Origin of the sequence: Massiliimalia massiliensis (assembly GCF_900155615.1) — a bacterium.
In the GTDB taxonomy this organism is placed as follows: domain Bacteria; phylum Bacillota; class Clostridia; order Oscillospirales; family Ruminococcaceae; genus Massiliimalia; species Massiliimalia massiliensis.
In genome coordinates this window covers 71,748-89,142 of record NZ_FUHT01000003.1, presented here as the reverse complement: position 1 = coordinate 89,142, position 17,395 = coordinate 71,748, and the positions used below count along the sequence as shown (strand labels likewise).

General features: G+C 49.3%; 19 protein-coding genes. 3 read left to right on the top strand and 16 right to left on the bottom strand.

Annotated elements, in window-relative coordinates:
- Positions 1 to 26: 26 nt before the first annotated feature.
- From rplS to CZ360_RS04380, 10 genes are all read right to left on the bottom strand, one after another.
- On the bottom strand, positions 27 to 371 hold the full coding sequence (rplS, locus tag CZ360_RS04425) for a 50S ribosomal protein L19 (RefSeq protein WP_077533007.1): 345 nt from the start codon (positions 369 to 371) through the stop codon (positions 27 to 29).
- Positions 372 to 577: 206 nt separating this feature from the next.
- A complete protein-coding gene (locus CZ360_RS04420; RefSeq protein WP_407656944.1) occupies positions 578 to 1,270 on the bottom strand; it encodes an LrgB family protein in 693 nt (230 codons plus the stop codon).
- The gene (locus CZ360_RS04415; protein ID WP_077533006.1) at positions 1,263 to 1,628 is read right to left on the bottom strand and encodes a CidA/LrgA family protein; all 366 of its coding nucleotides are present in this window, start codon (positions 1,626 to 1,628) and stop codon (positions 1,263 to 1,265) included. The genes CZ360_RS04420 and CZ360_RS04415 overlap by 8 nt, the downstream gene beginning before the upstream one ends.
- A gap of 250 nt (positions 1,629 to 1,878) precedes the next feature.
- The gene (gene hflX / locus CZ360_RS04410) at positions 1,879 to 3,141 is read right to left on the bottom strand and encodes a GTPase HflX (protein ID WP_077533005.1); all 1,263 of its coding nucleotides are present in this window, start codon (positions 3,139 to 3,141) and stop codon (positions 1,879 to 1,881) included.
- 60 nt (positions 3,142 to 3,201) lie between these two features.
- Complete coding sequence (locus CZ360_RS04405) at positions 3,202 to 3,804, bottom strand: stage II sporulation protein R (protein WP_077533746.1); 603 nt, start codon at positions 3,802 to 3,804, stop codon at positions 3,202 to 3,204.
- A 59-nt stretch (positions 3,805 to 3,863) separates the two neighbouring features.
- The gene (gene ispE / locus CZ360_RS04400; protein WP_077533004.1) at positions 3,864 to 4,748 is read right to left on the bottom strand and encodes a 4-(cytidine 5'-diphospho)-2-C-methyl-D-erythritol kinase; all 885 of its coding nucleotides are present in this window, start codon (positions 4,746 to 4,748) and stop codon (positions 3,864 to 3,866) included.
- A gap of 14 nt (positions 4,749 to 4,762) precedes the next feature.
- Positions 4,763 to 5,899 (bottom strand): DUF362 domain-containing protein, encoded by a 1,137-nt coding sequence (locus CZ360_RS04395; protein ID WP_077533003.1) that lies wholly within the window; start codon positions 5,897 to 5,899, stop codon positions 4,763 to 4,765.
- A gap of 63 nt (positions 5,900 to 5,962) precedes the next feature.
- On the bottom strand, positions 5,963 to 7,153 hold the full coding sequence (locus CZ360_RS04390; RefSeq protein ID WP_077533002.1) for an aminotransferase class I/II-fold pyridoxal phosphate-dependent enzyme: 1,191 nt from the start codon (positions 7,151 to 7,153) through the stop codon (positions 5,963 to 5,965).
- The gene (locus CZ360_RS04385; protein WP_077533001.1) at positions 7,137 to 7,607 is read right to left on the bottom strand and encodes an Lrp/AsnC family transcriptional regulator; all 471 of its coding nucleotides are present in this window, start codon (positions 7,605 to 7,607) and stop codon (positions 7,137 to 7,139) included. The genes CZ360_RS04390 and CZ360_RS04385 overlap by 17 nt, the downstream gene beginning before the upstream one ends.
- Before the next feature lie 88 nt (positions 7,608 to 7,695).
- On the bottom strand, positions 7,696 to 8,550 hold the full coding sequence (locus tag CZ360_RS04380) for a histidinol-phosphatase HisJ family protein (RefSeq protein ID WP_077533000.1): 855 nt from the start codon (positions 8,548 to 8,550) through the stop codon (positions 7,696 to 7,698).
- A 361-nt stretch (positions 8,551 to 8,911) separates the two neighbouring features.
- Between CZ360_RS04380 and CZ360_RS04375 the strand changes: the two genes are divergently transcribed.
- Both CZ360_RS04375 and CZ360_RS04370 read left to right on the top strand, forming a co-directional pair.
- Positions 8,912 to 9,181, top strand: coding sequence for an ACT domain-containing protein (locus CZ360_RS04375; protein ID WP_077532999.1), 270 nt, complete (start codon positions 8,912 to 8,914; stop codon positions 9,179 to 9,181).
- Between the two features lie 96 nt (positions 9,182 to 9,277).
- Positions 9,278 to 10,636: a PFL family protein gene (locus CZ360_RS04370; RefSeq protein WP_077532998.1), complete on the top strand. Its 1,359-nt coding sequence runs from the start codon at positions 9,278 to 9,280 to the stop codon at positions 10,634 to 10,636.
- Positions 10,637 to 10,683: 47 nt separating this feature from the next.
- On the opposite strand, the gene CZ360_RS04365 is transcribed toward CZ360_RS04370, so the two are convergent.
- The 3 genes from CZ360_RS04365 to cls all read right to left on the bottom strand — a co-directional run bounded on the left by CZ360_RS04365 (position 10,684) and on the right by cls (position 13,745).
- A complete protein-coding gene (locus CZ360_RS04365) occupies positions 10,684 to 11,703 on the bottom strand; it encodes a glycoside hydrolase family 172 protein (protein ID WP_229407988.1) in 1,020 nt (339 codons plus the stop codon).
- Positions 11,704 to 11,778: 75 nt separating this feature from the next.
- Positions 11,779 to 12,195, bottom strand: a complete 417-nt coding sequence (locus CZ360_RS04360) for a hypothetical protein (RefSeq protein ID WP_077532997.1) — start codon at positions 12,193 to 12,195, stop codon at positions 11,779 to 11,781.
- A 17-nt stretch (positions 12,196 to 12,212) separates the two neighbouring features.
- Positions 12,213 to 13,745, bottom strand: coding sequence for a cardiolipin synthase (gene cls, locus CZ360_RS04355; protein ID WP_077532996.1), 1,533 nt, complete (start codon positions 13,743 to 13,745; stop codon positions 12,213 to 12,215).
- A 184-nt stretch (positions 13,746 to 13,929) separates the two neighbouring features.
- Here cls and CZ360_RS04350 point away from each other — a divergent pair, with 184 nt between their 5' ends.
- A complete protein-coding gene (locus tag CZ360_RS04350; RefSeq protein ID WP_077532995.1) occupies positions 13,930 to 14,703 on the top strand; it encodes a type III pantothenate kinase in 774 nt (257 codons plus the stop codon).
- 40 nt (positions 14,704 to 14,743) lie between these two features.
- On the opposite strand, the gene CZ360_RS04345 is transcribed toward CZ360_RS04350, so the two are convergent.
- The 3 genes from CZ360_RS04345 to CZ360_RS04335 form a co-directional block, all read right to left on the bottom strand.
- Positions 14,744 to 15,205, bottom strand: a complete 462-nt coding sequence (locus tag CZ360_RS04345; protein ID WP_143530149.1) for a hypothetical protein — start codon at positions 15,203 to 15,205, stop codon at positions 14,744 to 14,746.
- 127 nt (positions 15,206 to 15,332) lie between these two features.
- Entirely contained in the window at positions 15,333 to 16,271 is a 939-nt protein-coding gene (locus CZ360_RS04340; protein WP_077532993.1) for a diacylglycerol/lipid kinase family protein, read from the bottom strand.
- Between the two features lie 92 nt (positions 16,272 to 16,363).
- Positions 16,364 to 17,389, bottom strand: a complete 1,026-nt coding sequence (locus CZ360_RS04335) for an acyltransferase family protein (RefSeq protein ID WP_077532992.1) — start codon at positions 17,387 to 17,389, stop codon at positions 16,364 to 16,366.
- Positions 17,390 to 17,395: the final 6 nt, after the last annotated feature.

Sequence of the window (17,395 nt, the reverse complement as noted above, 5' to 3'; positions counted from 1 at the left end):
CAAGAACCGTCCTTTCTTTGCCGCAATTAGCGAAGTCTTTCTTTAACTTTTGCAGCTTTCCCAACTCTATCGCGCAGATAGTAGAGCTTGCTGCGGCGGACTTTACCGCTTCTTACCAGTTCGACCTTCTCAACATTGGGTGAGTGGATCGGGAAAACCCTTTCGATTCCACAGCCATGAGCTACACGGCGTACCGTGAAGGTTTCGTTGATTCCGCCATGCTTCTTAGCAATCACAGTGCCCTCAAAGATCTGGACTCTGGATTTGTCTCCTTCTTTGATTCTCACGTGAACTTTTACAGTATCACCAATTTCCATGCTTGGCGCTTCTTCTTTCATGCTCTGGGAGCTGATCAGTTTTAATGCGTCCATTTTGTTCCTCCTATAGTTTTCAGACATTCATGCTTTATCATACCAGCAGAGGACTGCCCGCTTTAATGTTTGAAGTGTACATTAATCCCCACTATCGAACGGTTTCGAAGCGGTGAAACCTCTGATCCCTCGATCAGAGCACACTAAATGCTTATATACTATACCACAAAGCCGAAGAAAATGCAAGTGTTTTTTCTAATTTTTTCTCATCCGGCAAACATTGCAAAAATTACGGTGCAAAGCCCTGCAGCTCCGATTGCAATCCCGCTCATCGCACCTTCTATCTCCCCGATCTCAATCGCCTTGGAGGTGCCCAGCGCATGGCTTGCGGTGCCGATTGCAACACCTGCCGCCACTGGATTCTTTACCCGAAACAGCTTAATCAGGGCTGGCGCGAGCATTGCCCCGACTATTCCTGTCACTACAACCGCTGCCACTGTGACAGATACGATGCCGCCATGCTGCTCGGAAATTCCCATTGCAATCGGGGTGGTGACTGATTTGGGAAGAAGAGAGGCCGTGATTTTCTCTTCAAGCCGGAACAGCCTGCAAAGCAGGGTAACGCTTCCCATCGACACGAGCGACCCCACTACCGCACCCGCTACCACCGGAACGATGTTTTTCTTCAGGATATCAAGCTGACGGTAAATAGAAACTGCCAGCACTGCTGTAGCAGGAGCAAGAAACATCGAGATAATATCTCCTCCCTGGTTATAGCTTTCCATCGGGATATGTAAGATCTGAATGACAAGCACCACCAGAATAATGGCAATCAGCAATGGGTTAAGCAGGGGCAGCCCGGTTTTCCGGTTAAGCCAGTATCCCACCGCATAGGCCAGCACGCTCAGGCAGATTGCAAAAAACGGGGACGAATAGATTTCCTGCAAAAACTCATTCATACTTTTCCCCCCTGTTCATCCACCTGGACACCAGGGCAACCGTCCCGGCCGTTGCCGCAAAGGTTAGGATCGTTGTGAAAAAACAGATAAAAAGAAATGGGAGGATAATCCCTTTTATGGTATCAAAATGCTCCAGGATGGAAACACCCGCCGGGATAAAGAAAAACGCCATATTTTTCAGCAAAAAATCAGCCTTATCCCGTATGTGTTCTTCCCGGAGCCACCCGAACAGAAGACAGAGGAACAGCAATACCATACTAACCACACTTGCCGGAACCGGAATCGGAATCAGCATGGATATTCCTTCTCCCAAAAGGCAAATTCCAAACACAATTGCAATTTGTATCAGCAGTTTCATTTATATTCACAGCCTTCGCCTCGGCGAAAGCTCTCCTTTCTCATGCATGAGGCCGACCTCGCTTGCAAGCCAGCTCCTTTTCTCAGACGGGATAGAAGCTGCCGGCAAAAAAACCGGCTGCTGCAGCCGGTTTTTCTTAGGTCTATTCCGCCTCGAACCAGAAACATTCTGTCAAACCGATTATAGCATGAAACGGGGGTTCGCGATAGCGGTAATCTACACAAAAATGAACGGTTCGGCCAAAGCAGTTTTATTCTGCCAGACGAAAGACTTCTGCCTCCTTGACCAGCTTGGCGTCTACATTGGCGCTGACCCTGATCCCATCCTCGGTATACTCCTCCGATAAAATTTTCCCGGTCTTTCGTATCCTGTCAAGAAATGGCATGTCGCGGTAAGGCACCAGAAGCTCCATCTGCCTTCTCCCCCCGCTCAGCATTTCACAGATCAGCTTCAGCAGACCGTCAATCCCCCGGTTTTCCTTTGCCGAGATAAAGACGCTCTTATCACTGATCGTGAGCATGCTCTGGAATTGATATAAGTCCGTTTTGTTGAATACGGTCAAAACCGGCGTGTCTCCGCAGCCCAAATCCCGGAGCAGTTCCCTGGTAACGGAAAGCTGTTCCTCCGCATCCGGGGAGGAAATATCACAGACATTTAAAATCAGGTCTGCATTTGCCGCTTCCTCCAGCGTCGACCGAAACGCCTCTACAAGCTGATGCGGCAACCTCCTGATCAGCCCGACTGTATCGATCACTACCGCCTTCTGTCCATCCGGCAGCCGAAGCTCCCTCGCCGTCGGATCAAGGGTGGCGAACAACTGGTTCTTGGCCAGTACCCCTGCATCGGTCAGCAGGTTAAGAAGCGTCGATTTTCCCACATTGGTATATCCGACAATTGCGATGGTGGTCACGTCGTTTTTCTGCCGTCTTTTCCGAATCCGTTCCCGCCTTTTCGCAAGACTGTCCAGTTCTTCCTGAAGCGCTTCAATCCTCCTGCGGATATGCCGGCGGTCTGTTTCCAGCTTGGTTTCACCCGGTCCCCGGGTTCCGATGCCGCCGCCCTGGCGGGAGAGCTCCGTCCCCAGTCCGGTCAGCCTCGGCAGCATATATTTCTGCTGCGCCAGCTCCACCTGCAGCTTTCCCTCCCGGGACAGAGCGCGCTGGGCAAAAATATCCAGGATCAGCATTGTCCGGTCAATCACGCGGACACGCACAGCCTGCTCGATATTCCGGATCTGCGCGCCGCTTAATTCATCGTCAAAGATTACAAGCTCTACCTCCTGCTGGGAACAGAACTCCTTTAGCTCATGCAGCTTGCCCGCGCCGATATAGGTCGCTTTGTTGGGGACAGACAGCTTTTGCAGCATTGTCCCCACTACCTGCGCCCCGGCGGTATCCGCCAATTCACAGAGTTCCTGAATGGATTCCTCCGCATTGTAATCCCCTGTATCCGCGCCGACCAGCACTACGCGCTGTAATGTTTCTTCCGTACTAAACAGTAGTTCCGCCCCCATCCCGTATTCGATTTAACTGTAAATCCATCATAGCATGATTTCCGGGATTGCGCAACCGGGTTAAGAGGCAAACCAGTTTTTGATCTTTTCGATAATCTCTACTGTCGCAAATTCCACCTGATAGTCCTCCGCATTTTCGATCATATCAGCCTGCGACTCAGTAAAGTTCTGTTCCAATTCCTCCTGGGGCTGGGCGGCGGGCAGGCAAAGCATGGGATAGAGCACGCACCACCAGTTATGCCCCTCGGCTTTGCCAATCGTTACCCTGACAGCGTCATACTGCCCGGCCGGAAGCGTAAACGTCTCATAGACGCGGGTATCGAAAAACATCCTAACCCGTTCCGCCTTAACAGGATAATCATACCCCTGCCTTTCGATCTCATCCGCAGCAATCTCTTCGATCTGCTCCAGGTTTTCATCCACCGATTGCTCTGCCGCCTCTTTGCTGTCAAGGCAGTTAAACAGCGTTCCGCTCTCCTCCAGAATCCGGTCGCGTACCGCCAGCTTGAGGTCTTGATCCTCCTGGGTGTCAGAATTTGCCAGAATATGTAACCGGAGCACCTTGTTCCTAATCTCTCCGCAATCCGCGGCAAAACCGGTCATAAACTGTACGGAAATTGCTACGAGTAAACCAATTGCAGCTGCTTTGATCCATCTGCTCATAAGAAAAGCCATCCTTCCTTTTTCGCTTTCAGGAAAAAGTATGGACAGCTTTTTTTCTTTTATACAATCACAGAGCCATGCGGAACAGGATTGCAGAGAAAACATTCCGCATACCGTTCCTTTAGTCTCTTTTCACAGGCGTATGCTCTGCCTCGGTCAGTAAAAATGCCAAAGACGGCCGAGCCGCTCCCTGTCATCAGCGCGCCCTTTGCGCCGCAGCTCATCATCATATTTTTGATGATTTCCACATCCCGCAGGCCGCAGACCCGCTCAAATGCATTATAGAGATTCTCTGAAACGCTCAGGATATCCCCTTCGCCTATCGCTTTGCACATCTTCTCTAAATCAAGGCTGGGAGCAATTCCTCTGCGGTCAAATTCTGCGAAAGCCCGCTGGGTACTGATTCCTCCCTTTGGCTTGGCAACCACAAACACACAATCCGGCAAATCAGGCAGCTTCGTGATTTTTTCCCCGATGCCCTCCACCAAAGCCGTACCTCCGGTCAGACAAAAAGGAATATCCGCCCCCGTTTCCTTCCCGATCCGGCATAATTCCTCCAAAGACAGCTTCGTCTGGTAAAGCGCGTTGAGCGCGGCTAAAACGCCCGCTCCGTTCGCAGAACCGCCGGCCATACCCGCCTGCTGCGGAATAAGCTTTTGAATATGAATCCGCAGGCTCCGATCTCTGATTCCGCAGGTATCAAAAAAGCTATGGGCAACCGCATAGGCGATATTATGCTCGTTGCATGGAACAGCCGGATGGGTGCAGGACAGGATAATCTCCTCCCCGGATGTCCCTTCGGGCTGCTTTTGGACTGTAATGGTATCATACAGGCCAATCGTCTGCATCACCATCTTCATAAGATGGTAGCCCCTGCCGTCCGTACCGACGATATCCAGAGCCAGGTTCAGCTTTGCAGGCGCCTTTACTGTAATCTCCTGCATCCTTTTCCCCCCTCTTAGTGATCAAATAAGGTCGTCCGCTTAATGTCAATCGCTTTGACCGGACACATCTCGTGGCAGCAGAAGCAGTGGATGCAGCGCTGATAGGAGATAACTGCTTTCCGGTTTTGGATCGCAATGGTTTTGGCCGGGCAGCTTTCCGCGCATTTTCCGCAGCCAATGCAGTCTTTTTTCCGGATCGCGGGCCGGGAGGTGAAAAATCGGTTGACAATTCCCTTCACCGGCTTCCGAAGCGCCTTTGGCACATGGCCGATAAAATCAATCCCTTTGTCCTGGGGTATGACAAACGGGCGCACCCTTGGCATCTCTCCCGCAAGCTCAATTTTGTCCAGATCGCCGCAGCAAAGGCCCCGTTCCACCGAGCTTTTCACCATACAAATCTCCATCGGATCTATCCCGATTACATGGCAAAGGAAAAAGTCCAAATCATAAAGGCTGTCGGAAGCGGCAATCATTCCAAGCTCCCGCAGCTCCCCGCCGGAGGGGCCGTTTCCTTCCATTGCCTGCACGCCGTCAACGAGGGCAAATCCGGGCCGGAGGGTTTCACACAGGTCGACCAGCATCTCCCCAAAAAGCTCCTTTTCCGGAAAACGCCAATGGTATTCCGGCTTCGTCAATCCCGGAATACAGCCAAACAGGTTTTTCACCGTCCCGCTCAAGCCGGTCATGGCATGAGTTTTCAGCTTGGCTATATCAATGATAAAATCTGCATCGCACGCCGGCTGAATAATCGGAAAGGATTTGACCAGATGATTTTCCGGCCTGTGGATCTCCCTGGAATCAGTAGAGAAGTTCAACGCCACCTGCTGGCGGCGGCAGACCTCCGAGATTCCGCAGGTGTCATAAATCCCTTTCAGGAGCTGGGCGGAATAAAGCCCTCCCGGGCTGTCCGCCACTGTAATGTTTTTGATTCCCGCTTCCTTCAGGCAGATAATCACAGCTTCTACCAGGGTGGGGTGCGTGGTGGTAAACTCCTCCGGCCTGCGCTTCATCAATAGGTTTGGCTTAATCAGGACACGGCTGTCCGCAGGAATGCGTTCTGTCAGGCGAAACCGTCCCAAATGCGTCCGGACATCGCTGAGGATCTGTTCCGGCGCATAGCCGGCTGTATGCGTAATGCTGACTAATGACATCTTCTTCCTTCCTTTTATGACAAAGACGGCTTTTTGCGTGTACAAAAAGCCGTCTCCTCCAGGTTATGATAAGGTATCGAGGAAACGGCGAATCCGTTCCACCGCCTCTAAAATATGAGTAACAGAATAGGAATAGGACACGCGGATAAACCCTTCCCCGCTCTCTCCGAACGCAGTCCCCGGCACAACCGCCACCTTTTGTGAAAACAGCAGGCGTTCACAGAATTCCTCAGAGGACAGCCCAGTGCTTTTGATGCAGGGGAAGATGTAAAACGCGCCCTCCGGCTCAAAGGTATCAAGTCCCAGACGGTTGAACTCGCTGACAATCAGCCTCCGGCGCATGTTATATTCATTCGCCATCCGCTCAATGCTCTCGTCTCCGTTGCGCAGCGCCTCAACCGCCGCATACTGGCTGGTGGTCGGCGCGCACATAATAGCAAACTGATGGATTTTTGTCATCTGCTTCAGAATAGGAGCAGGCCCCGCGGCATAACCAAGCCGCCAGCCAGTCATCGCATACGCTTTGGAAAATCCGTTGACTACCACCGTCCGCTCCTTCATCCCGTCGATGGAGGCAATAGAGGTATGCTTTCCATTATAGGTCAGCTCCGCATAGATTTCATCGGACATCACCACGATATCCCGTTCCCGCAGAACTTCCGCAATCTCTTCCAGATGCTCCCTTCGCATCACGCCTCCGGTCGGATTATTGGGATAAGGGAGCACCAGTACCTTGGTTTTATCGGTAATCTTGTCCAGCAAATCCTGCTTAGTAAGACGGAACTGGTTCTCCGCCTTGGTCTCAATCGGAACAGGCACCGCCCCGATCAGCTCCACCAGCGGAGTATAGCAGACAAAGCTGGGTTCAGGAATAAGGACTTCCTCCCCCGGATTGACCAGAGCACGCAGGCAAAGGTCGATGGCCTCTGAACCGCCCACTGTCACCAGCACCTCGTCCTTTGGATTGTAGGAGATGTCAAACCGGCGTTCCAGATACCGGCTGATTTCCGTCCTGAGCTCCATCAGCCCCGCGTTGGCAGAATACCAGGTCTTTCCGTTTTCAAGCGTGCGGATTCCCTCTTCACGGATTGCAAACGGGGTTTTAAAATCCGGCTCCCCTACTCCGAGGGAAATCACACCGTCAAGTTCGTTCGCAATATCAAAAAATTTCCGTATTCCGGACGGCTTGATCAGCTTCGTCTTGCTGGATAGCATATTTTCATAATCGATCACAGCCTTAAACGCTCCTCTCATCTTTCTCCGCAGTATCGAGCAGCACGCCGTGCTCCTTGTAGCGTTTCAAGAGGAAATGGGTTGCAGTAGACTCCACCGAATCCAGGGTGGAGAGCCGCCGTGCGACAAACATTGCTATATCCTTAAAGTTCGTTCCGGTTACCACCACAATCAGGTCGTATCCTCCGGACATTAGGTAAACGTCCTTTACCTCGTCGTAAGCGGCTACCTTTACCGCGATTTCATCAAAGCCGTGGTCGCGTTTCGGCGTAACCTTCAGTTCAATATATGCCTCGACATACTCTTTGTCCAGGCGCTCCTTGTCAATCACCGCTGTATAGCCAATCAAAATCCCATCCGATTCATACTGGCGGATCTGTTCCGCCACCTCCTCTTCAGAAATATCAAGCATTACCGCAAGCTGTGCATTGGTTAAGCGGGAATTCTCTTCCAGCAAACTGATCAATTGGTTCATATCGTTGACCTCCTTTTTCATTCGAAAAAACGTTATGATTCTCTTATCATAGCAAAATACAGACCGTTAGGCAAGCCTTTTCCTCCGGTCAGAGCGCAGTCTGAACCGGCCGGCGGTGTTCATAATAGGCGACATAGCGAAAACCCGCTCGGCGGAGAATATCATAGCCCTCTAAAATCCCGGTACCCAGCGCGGCAGGGTCATGCGCATCCGAACCGATTGTTACAAGCTCGCCGCCTAATTCCCGGAAGCGCCTTACATACCGTTCCTCCGGCAGGGTCGACTGGATTTTTTGACGCAGCCCGGAGGTGTTCAGCTCCAGCGCCTTTCCGGAATCAGCCAGGATTTTCAACACCTGTTCTATCATATCGTCGTAATAGGTCATATCATAGCTGACGTTTCGTTCCTTTAGATAACGGAACGGATAGGTAATATGCGCAAGCGTATCAAACCGGTTCCATTTCGCAAGCTCCGTCAGCTCCAGGAAATAATTGACCATGACCTCTCTCAGCTCCAGACGGGACATCGTGGAAAAATCAAGGAAATAAAAATCCGGGAATCCGGAAATATTGTGCAATGATCCAATGACCATATCATAGGGACGCGTTAAAATACGCTCCGCCTTTTTTAGATCCTGCAGCGGCTCTCCAAGCTCAATCCCATTCAGAATTTTCACCGGAGAGTCTGCCTCCTGCTCTTTTAACGCCATAACAGCCCGGAAGGCCGCCTCGGTATCTTCCCAATATTCACTGCGTTCAAATTCAAAATCATATTGAATCAGCTGCTCCTCCGGCGTATCACAGCAGTGGTCACAATGGTCGGTTACAGCATAAACGCTGATCCCAAGCTTCTCCGCCCGCCCGTACATCTCGTCGAGGCCCGCATCAGAATCATAAGAAAAAGCTGTATGGGTATGGCAGTCTATCAGCTGCGGCTGGGACATGGACTATCATTCCTTTCTGGAAAGCATTTGCCGTAAAAATTTATTTCTTTTTATTATACCATAAGTGAACTTTCTGAGCAAATAGAACCTCTGCCCTGCAGCCAACACCTGCTTTTTTGGTTTAGCCCTGCTTCTCTCCCTCTGAGCGTAAAGCAGAGGCTTTCTTTCTGTGTGCACCTTCCTTTTCCAGGGTTGTCATACATCATTCTGCCGTTTGACCGGATCGATATCGAAATACTATTGGTATTTTTACAACTGTGCCTTTACAATCGCCGGAAAAATGTGTTATAGTGGTTTATATAGATTGGGGACGTATGGCCGTTTTGCTAAATTGGAACCCCATGCAGGAGGAAGAAAGATTATGAAAGCTGTAATCACTGTTGTCGGGAAAGATACAGTTGGAATTCTGGCAAAGGTCAGTGCGGTCTGCGCTGAATATTCTGCCAATATTATCGACGTAAACCAGACTGTTATGCAGGACCTGTTTGCCATGGTAATGCTGGTTGAAACCGATCGGCTTTCGGTTGACTTGGGCGTCATGCGCAAAGAACTGGAAAAGCTGGGCGAGGCAAACAACCTGAAAATCCATGTAATGCATGAGGATATCTTTAACAGCATGCACCGCATCTAGCCGACAATATCGTAAACAGTACGTGCAGCTAACCCGCGCATCGTTCACCTTGAGCCCTTCGGCAATCGGCTCAAATCCCAAAGAAAGGTAATGAATATGCTCAACACCAATGATATTTTAGAAACCATCAAGATGATCCAGGAGGAAAATCTTGATATCCGTACCATCACCATGGGGATTTCCCTGCTCGACTGCATTGACAGCGATATTGACAGGGCCTGCGAAAAAATCTATCAGAAGATTATGAAAAAGGCGGGCAGTTTGGTCAAAACCGGGGAAGAGATTGAAAAGAAATACGGTATCCCCATTATCAACAAGCGGATTTCCGTTACACCGATTGCAATTGTTTCAGCCGCCTGTCCAGGGAAAGACCCGGTTCAGTTTGCATTAACGCTGGAACGCGCCGCCAGGGACTGCGGCGTCAACTTTATCGGCGGTTATTCCGCCCTGGTGCAGAAGGGCTTTTCTGCCGGAGACGAAGAATTGATTCGTTCTATTCCTCGGGCGCTCAGTCTGACAGACCACGTCTGCTCCTCGGTCAACATCGGTTCTACCAAAACAGGAATTAACCTTGACGCATGTAAAATAATGGGCGAGATCGTCCGGCAGGCCAGCGAAATGACTGCCGACCGCAACTGTATCGGCAGCGCAAAGCTTGTGGTATTTTGTAATGCGCCGGAAGATAACCCGTTTATGGCGGGCGCGTTCCACGGCGTGGGAGAGCCCGACTGCATTATTAACGTCGGCGTATCAGGGCCGGGCGTTGTTCGAGCAGCACTCGCCAAAGCGCCAAATGCAAATATTACAGAGGTCGCGGATATTATCAAGAAAACCGCGTTTAAAATCACCCGCATGGGCCAGTTGGTCGGGACAGAGGCCGGCAAAATGCTGGGCGTACCATTTGGAATTGTCGATCTTTCCTTAGCGCCCACCCCAGCGGTCGGGGATTCCGTTGCGCATATCCTCGAGGAAATCGGGCTGGAGCGATGCGGCACACACGGCACCACCGCCACCCTTGCCATGCTGAACGACGCTGTCAAGAAGGGGGGCGTCATGGCTTCCTCCAAGGTTGGCGGACTTTCCGGCGCATTTATTCCTGTTACAGAGGACGCCGGAATGATCGACGCGGCGCGCTGCGGTTCCCTCAGCCTGGAAAAGCTGGAAGCTATGACCGCGGTCTGCTCTGTTGGCCTTGACATGATCGTTGTGCCCGGCGACACGCCGGCGGATACCATTGCCGCCATCATCGCGGACGAAGCTGCAATTGGAATGGTCAATTCTAAGACAACGGCCGTCCGCCTGATCCCTGCAATCGGCAAGAAGAGCGGTGAGGAACTGGATTTCGGCGGCCTATTGGGATATGGCCCGATTATGAAAATCAACCCAAATTCCTCCTCCAAATTTATTAGCCGGGGCGGACAAATCCCCGCGCCGATGCAGAGTCTGAAAAACTAAATTAGATGATAAAGGCCGCTATGAAATCATCTCATAGCGGCCTTTTATTATTTCATAGTCAAATCAGTGTCATCCGGCAAGGTAAACGGCAATTGCGCCGGTCTGTCCAAATACCAGTATGCAACAGAAGTATAATCGTCATACCTAGGTCCTGTCCATCCAAGGTTATCCATGGTCATTTTAAAGCTTTTTTCAAAGTAGATGGCATCCACCACATGCCACCGGTACAGCAAAAACCTTTTCTGCGCGTTGTACATTTCATCCGTATTTCCCAATATCGCGTACATCCCCACATACAAACCGCTGAACGGCTGATATTTTTTCAGCGCAATATCGTTTCCAAACCCATAAGCCCCACAGAAGTAGTCCTCTGTGCCCGTGTAATTGATCGATGGGTATTCTTCTCCCTCCAGATACATCTTCGCTTCCCCTTCGACCCAACAGCTATTATGTCCGTTAACACCGACCGAAAGGGTCACACCAACAAAACGTCCTTTTCCAGAGATGTGATCGGCTACCACATAGCTTCTCCCTTTCTGCACCGGATGTTCCTGACGATAGGCAGCATGAAAATAGGAAATTTCCTTCGGCAGGCTGCCTCGCCAGCCAGTAATCATATAAAACAGATACTGTGATTCCGTTCCCCTGTTTTCTATGGTGATCCGACAGTGCTTCCGAAAAGGCATTTCAAAATAGCTGTTGTACCCTCTTCCGGGTGCTACCAGTATCATATTGGAATTCAACACAGGGTACCGGCCCTCTGTGTCGGCAAAATTTTCATCGTATCCGCAGCCAAAAAATGCAGAAATCGGCGCTTCTACACTGGGAAAATCAGAATTTTCCCAGTAGATCCGCAGAACAAAAGAATGTCCAATATACCCTGTAAACCATAAGTGGGTGATCATGCCCGGCCCGTCAATATCACACAAAGTCACGGTATCCCCAGGCGTCACAGAAAGGCATGGGCTCAATTTTTCACAATCCTTTCCATGGGTCCCGCCATTTCTAGCCCCAGTTGGATTTTCCGCAGAAAAGGCAAAGGTGGATCGATCCTGTAAAATATACATATTAATTCCTCATTTCTTAGTAAACTTACTTTCGCATATAACAAAGCAGCCGATAAAACTACTGGACAAAACAGCCTATAGGGCAGTGGTGAAATTCCCCAAAAATCCAAGCCACTTTTCAAACAATTCCGAAACACCGGTCGGCAGCAATACATAGACGGTATGCAACACTTCCTGATACATGACGATGTAAACGATTGTTACGCAAACGGTAGCCAAAAGGCCCAAAATCCAGAAAACCAACGCCACCCCGCAGGCAGCCTTTCCTTTGCCATCCCGCTTTTTTGCAAGATGGAATCCCGTCAAAATTAAGACCAAGCCGAGTACCACAAGGACAAGGTTATAAACCGATAGCGCACTACACAGTAAGCTGAGCACGCAGAAAAACACTGCCCACCCTGAAGCGTGGTTTACTGCCGATACCGGTGCGCTGCAACCCTTGCAGACAATATCAGTCGGTTTGATTTTTGAGCCGCAATAACTGCATCTCATAGCCTCTTCATTCCTCTCTACATTAATGGTGAAAATACTCTCAACAGCGCCCGCAGAATCCGGACAGGAAATTTCACCTTTCGACAATCCTCTTCTGTAACCTGCTCTGAAACCTTCTGCGTTTCCAGGAAATCATTCCTCACGTCCAGCACGGTGGAGGAACGGAACAGGAATACTCCACATTCAAAATGGAGGTAAAAACTCCGGAAATCAAAATTCTGTGTCCCTACAATTGCGTACTCATCATCTGAAACAATCGTCTTGGCATGGATAAAACCAGGCGTGTATTCATAAATCTTTACTCCGGAATAGACAAGCTGGTCATAATTCGCCCTGGTTACCGCATGGACATACCACTTGTCCGCAATATGCGGAGTAATAATCCGTACATCCACTCCGCACTGTGCCGCAGTACAAAGGCAGGTAGTCATCTCATTGTCCAGAATCAGATAGGGCGTCTGAATATAAACATATCGTTTCGCATTATTGATGATATTCATGTAGGTGATTTCCCCAACCAGATCGGAGTCAATTGGAGAATCGCCAAACGGCTGGACAAAGCCGTCTGTCGGATAGGGTCGGGTGGGCTTGTACGCCAAAAAATCAATATCGTCTTCCGAAAGGGAATTTCCCCAGGTCTGTAAAAACAGGATGGTAAGCGACCACACTGCATCGCCTTTGAGCATGATCGAAGTGTCTTTCCAATGCCCATGCTTTTCGTAGGCGTTAATATATTCATCAGCTAGATTAATTCCCCCGGTAAAACCAACATTTCCATCAATAATACAAATTTTCCGGTGGTCGCGGTAATTCATAAACACATCCGGGGACGGCCGGAAACGGTTGAATACCCGGCATTCAATTCCCAGATTTTCCATCTGCATCCGGAAATCGTCCGGAAGTGTCTGGATGCATCCCAAATCATCATACAGAAGCCGGATCTCCACTCCTTCGCTTACCTTCTGCTTCAGGATATCCAGGACGCTCTGCCACATAATTCCGTCCTGAATGATGAAATATTCCAGGAAAATATATTGGCGGGCTTTTTTCAGTTCCTGGAGCAAATATTCCCACTTCTGTTCCCCGGGAGTCAGGAGCTTGGTATAAGTGTTCTGGAAAACAGGCGCAAATGCCTTTTGCGTGATATAATAGCTCTGCTTGTAAGCGGCCGGATCGATTCGCCTTAGCTCTTCGCTCACATGTTTGGGCTGCTCATCGATCACCTTTCGCGCTTGGCTGTAAACCATTTCCATATAGCGGCGGATTTTCCGGGAAATATTTCTGCTTCCAAACAGCAAATATAAAAATCCTCCGACAATCGGAGCTGACAAAATCGGGATTAGCCATGCGATCTTATACATGGGATTTTGCGGCTGTGAAATAATGTATACCACCATAATCAGAGAAAGAACCTCTAAAAAAATCATGACATAACTGTAATAGCCGGCCAGAAACACCATACCGACAACCAGCACCACTAACTGTAAAACGATTAGAATGGCAAACACAACCAACCGGCTTGTTAGAATTTTAAACAGTTTTTTTAACATCGTATCTTTTTCCTCTTTTTCTCAGTAAAACCCCTAATTTCTCATTGTCTATATTATATCATAAATATAAAAAATGAAAAGTCCCATTAAAAATTCTTTCTGAATAAAGTTGCTTTTTCATTGGTTTATGCTATAATAGAAAAGCAAATATTCACATTCCTGGAATAGATTGGAGGAACCCAGTTTGCTTTTAGCCGTTGATATTGGTAATACAAATATGGAGTTCGGAATTTTTGAGCGGAATCAGCTAAAAGCAAGTTTTCGCCTGGCCACCCATCATGACGTCACTTCCGATGAGCTCGGCTTGTCGATCCGCCAGTTCTTCCTGATTCATGGGATAGACCTTTCCACGCTGGAGGATGTTTTAATTTCCTCCGTTGTTCCGCAGGTAATCTATTCGGTAAAAAACGCCATGAGGAAGTACCTGGGAATCGAACCGATGATTGTCCAGGAAAATTTTAACATCAACATCGTCAACCGGTACGATAATCCGGCAGAGGTGGGAGCCGACCGTTTGGTCAACGCCTATGCCGGCTTTAAAAAGTATGGCGGAGGGATTGTGGTCGTTGATTTTGGAACTGCTACAAACTTTGACGTGATCGACCGTGACGGAGCTTACTTAGGCGGCGTGCTGTACCCCGGCGTAAAAATCTCGATGGACGCCCTGGCGCAAAAGGCGTCCAAGCTTCCGAAGGTGGAAATTGAAACGCCGAAAAAGGTTATCGGCACCAACACCATCATGAGTTTGCAGGCAGGAATTGTTTACGGCTATACCGGTGTGGTCATCCATATTATCGAAATGCTGCAAAAGGAGCTTGGCTACCGACCCAAGGTAATTGCAACCGGCGGGCTGGCGCGGGTAATCGGGAAACAGACCGACGCCTTTGATGTAATAGACCGTTCCCTGACCCTTGACGGGCTGTGCATGATCTATCAGGATTACAAAACTTCCAAATAATATACTTTCAGTATAAAAGACCGCTGTTTTTACAGCGGTCTTATTCCATATTGGTAACTTCTTTTTTTCCGTCTCTGGAGACAGAGACCATTTCCCGGTTCTGCCGCAAATCTATCCTTTGCAGGCCTGCCTCGTCATAGGTCAGGACGACTCGTTTGGTATAGGCGGACTCCTCCTTCAGAACATAATCAATCTCCAGTTCCTGGTTTTGATGGGAAACACCCACTAATTTCCCCTCTGCAGGAAGCACTGATGAGACAGCGGACAGAACGGAATCGTTCGTGACCGTTTCCTCCTCTGCCTGCATCTCCAGAATACCGGCTGCGATGGTCCCGCCTGCGTCTCCCTGTAGTCCGTATTCCTCCTGATACCGGTTAAATTCCTGCACAGAAACCTGCTCCACCGTATGGCTTTGCTTTTGAACGGTGAGCACTACAAAAAGAATACCAAAAATCACAACTCCGGCCAGTACTGCCGTTAATGCCCATTCAAATTTTTTCACTGACAGAACTCCGCTTTCGCTAAAGCGAAGGCACTCCTTTCTCGTGGAATTGGAGCCGAATTTGCTTACAATGCTGCCGCTCATCCGGTGATGAAGGCCACAAACTACAGTGCGAAGGACTTTTTCCCTACGCTTCTTCCCCGGCCTCAACCCGCTCTATCAGCTTTTCCGGATCAGTCATAATTCGGATCGCCTGGCGGTGGTTCTTCACCCTGACCGCTTTATGCGTACCGCCGTATTCTCCGTCCAGAGTCCACGGCACGCCTTCCGAACAGGTCAGCTTCAGTTCAGAAGTCCGGAAGGTGGTGATAAAGTCCTGGTTGATCACCTTCTGCATCAGGGCACTGACAATCATCTGAAGCTCAATGGAGTTTTTCGGCGTCTTAATCAGGGATACCTCAAAAACACCGTCATCCAGCTTGACCCCTTTTCCCCGAAACCCTTTAAAGCCGCCGACAGAGGTCGAATTCGTTACCAGGCCAAAGATAAAATCGTCTTCCATCACCTGCCCGTTGTATTCAACAGCCATATGATAGGATTTAATGTTATATAGCTGCTTTGCTCCCTCCAGAACATAGGCCGTTCTGCCCAGGATGTTTTTAAAATGCTGCGGGGTCTGGTACGCCACATCGGTAAAGATGCCAAACGCGGCAACATAGGAAAAATACCGGTCATTGAACCCGCCGATATCGCAGGAGAACGGCGTTCCCTCCATGGCAAGATGTGCGGCTTTCAGCATATCCTTGGGAATGTGCAGGCTGGAAGCAAAGTCATTCACTGTCCCTGCCGGAATATATCCCAGGAGCGGTCGGTCAGCTACGCTCATTAGGCCGCTTACCACCTCATTCACAGTCCCGTCCCCGCCGCTGCATACAATCATGTCGTACTCCGGAGCGTTTTCCTGTACCAGCTCCAGAGCGTCCTGCTGTGCCTGTGTAGGGTGGGCAGTTACCTCATAACCATTTTTTACAAACAGGTCAATCATGTCCAAAAGCTTGCTTTTGATCTGCGCTTTTCCGGAACGGGAATTAAAGACAAACAATAATTTTTTCTGTTCTGTTTCCATTACCGCATCTGCCCCTCCTTTTTGCTTTTTTTATCATAGCATAAACAAAGCGCAAAATCTACTATTCTCTGTAGATATCCTGTGTATTTTCTTTAAAGTCCCTTCTCTTTCTTCCTGCCCATTACCCAAGGGAACGCCGTATTGATAATATAGCTGATCAGGGCCAGCAACAGGCAAGCAATCAAAACAGCCGCCAGGCTTTTGAAGCTGTTGATCCGAAACAGGATAAACCCGCTGGAAGCCAATGCGGCTACAATCGCTTCCGCTTCGGGCAGCGCTATAAAATTCTGGAAGGTATAATAGATCAGGCTGTTTCTCCCAATCCACTGGATAGGACGGCATCGGCTCACCTTCCGAAGCAGGATCATGCTGGCCCAAATTCCGAAAAGCGCTGACAGAAAATAATAGAATCCATTGCCAAGATGGCTGTAATACAGATCGATCTTACCTTCTTTTGAATAGTTTAAATAGCCCAAGACCAAATTTGCCGGAACAGCGAGAAGCAAAAAGCCCCAATGGAACAATATTGTAAGCTTTTCCATCCTCTGCCGCAGCAGATAGCCCGCTGCAAAGAAAAGAAGCGAGACAAACGCCGCGTCAATGTTCCATGGGAGAGAGCGTCCGATCCATTCCACATAAAAATACCCCGCCAGGGAACCTGCCAAAGCAATCACTAAAATGAACACCGGCCGATTTCCTGACAGCCGGACAACCCAGTACAGCAGCAAATCCATGACAAATAGACAGGCTACATACCATAGAGAAAAATAATAGGGCGTATCACGCATTTGCACCACTAATCCCAACAATGCCTGAAGGGTGTCCAACGTTAAGATATGATCCGGATTTCGGAAAAAGATTTTCCAGACAAACAGAATACTAACAAGCGCCAGATAAGGCAGCAAAAGGGTCTTAGCCTTATGGATAAAAAATTCCCGGAAAGACGCATATTTGGAAACGGAAAACACCATGCCGGAAAGGAAAAAGAACAGCGGCATATGAAAGGTGTAAATAAAGTTGATTCCCCATTCCGGCGTGAACTCGCAGTGTCCGATTAGGACGAGCAGCATAGCCACGCCCTTTCCTAAATCAATCCATTCAATTCGCTGTTTCGGCATTTTTTG

Coding starts and splice junctions, on each gene's coding strand:
- rplS (WP_077533007.1), bottom strand. CDS start 371: ATGGACGCATTAAAACTGATCAGCTCCCAGAGCATGAAAGAAGAAGCG.
- CZ360_RS04420 (WP_407656944.1), bottom strand. CDS start 1,270: ATGAATGAGTTTTTGCAGGAAATCTATTCGTCCCCGTTTTTTGCAATC.
- CZ360_RS04415 (WP_077533006.1), bottom strand. CDS start 1,628: ATGAAACTGCTGATACAAATTGCAATTGTGTTTGGAATTTGCCTTTTG.
- hflX (WP_077533005.1), bottom strand. CDS start 3,141: ATGGGGGCGGAACTACTGTTTAGTACGGAAGAAACATTACAGCGCGTA.
- CZ360_RS04405 (WP_077533746.1), bottom strand. CDS start 3,804: ATGAGCAGATGGATCAAAGCAGCTGCAATTGGTTTACTCGTAGCAATT.
- ispE (WP_077533004.1), bottom strand. CDS start 4,748: ATGCAGGAGATTACAGTAAAGGCGCCTGCAAAGCTGAACCTGGCTCTG.
- CZ360_RS04395 (WP_077533003.1), bottom strand. CDS start 5,899: ATGTCATTAGTCAGCATTACGCATACAGCCGGCTATGCGCCGGAACAG.
- CZ360_RS04390 (WP_077533002.1), bottom strand. CDS start 7,153: ATGAGAGGAGCGTTTAAGGCTGTGATCGATTATGAAAATATGCTATCC.
- CZ360_RS04385 (WP_077533001.1), bottom strand. CDS start 7,607: ATGAACCAATTGATCAGTTTGCTGGAAGAGAATTCCCGCTTAACCAAT.
- CZ360_RS04380 (WP_077533000.1), bottom strand. CDS start 8,550: ATGTCCCAGCCGCAGCTGATAGACTGCCATACCCATACAGCTTTTTCT.
- CZ360_RS04375 (WP_077532999.1), top strand. CDS start 8,912: ATGAAAGCTGTAATCACTGTTGTCGGGAAAGATACAGTTGGAATTCTG.
- CZ360_RS04370 (WP_077532998.1), top strand. CDS start 9,278: ATGCTCAACACCAATGATATTTTAGAAACCATCAAGATGATCCAGGAG.
- CZ360_RS04365 (WP_229407988.1), bottom strand. CDS start 11,703: ATGTATATTTTACAGGATCGATCCACCTTTGCCTTTTCTGCGGAAAAT.
- CZ360_RS04360 (WP_077532997.1), bottom strand. CDS start 12,195: ATGAGATGCAGTTATTGCGGCTCAAAAATCAAACCGACTGATATTGTC.
- cls (WP_077532996.1), bottom strand. CDS start 13,745: ATGTTAAAAAAACTGTTTAAAATTCTAACAAGCCGGTTGGTTGTGTTT.
- CZ360_RS04340 (WP_077532993.1), bottom strand. CDS start 16,271: ATGGAAACAGAACAGAAAAAATTATTGTTTGTCTTTAATTCCCGTTCC.
- CZ360_RS04335 (WP_077532992.1), bottom strand. CDS start 17,389: ATGCCGAAACAGCGAATTGAATGGATTGATTTAGGAAAGGGCGTGGCT.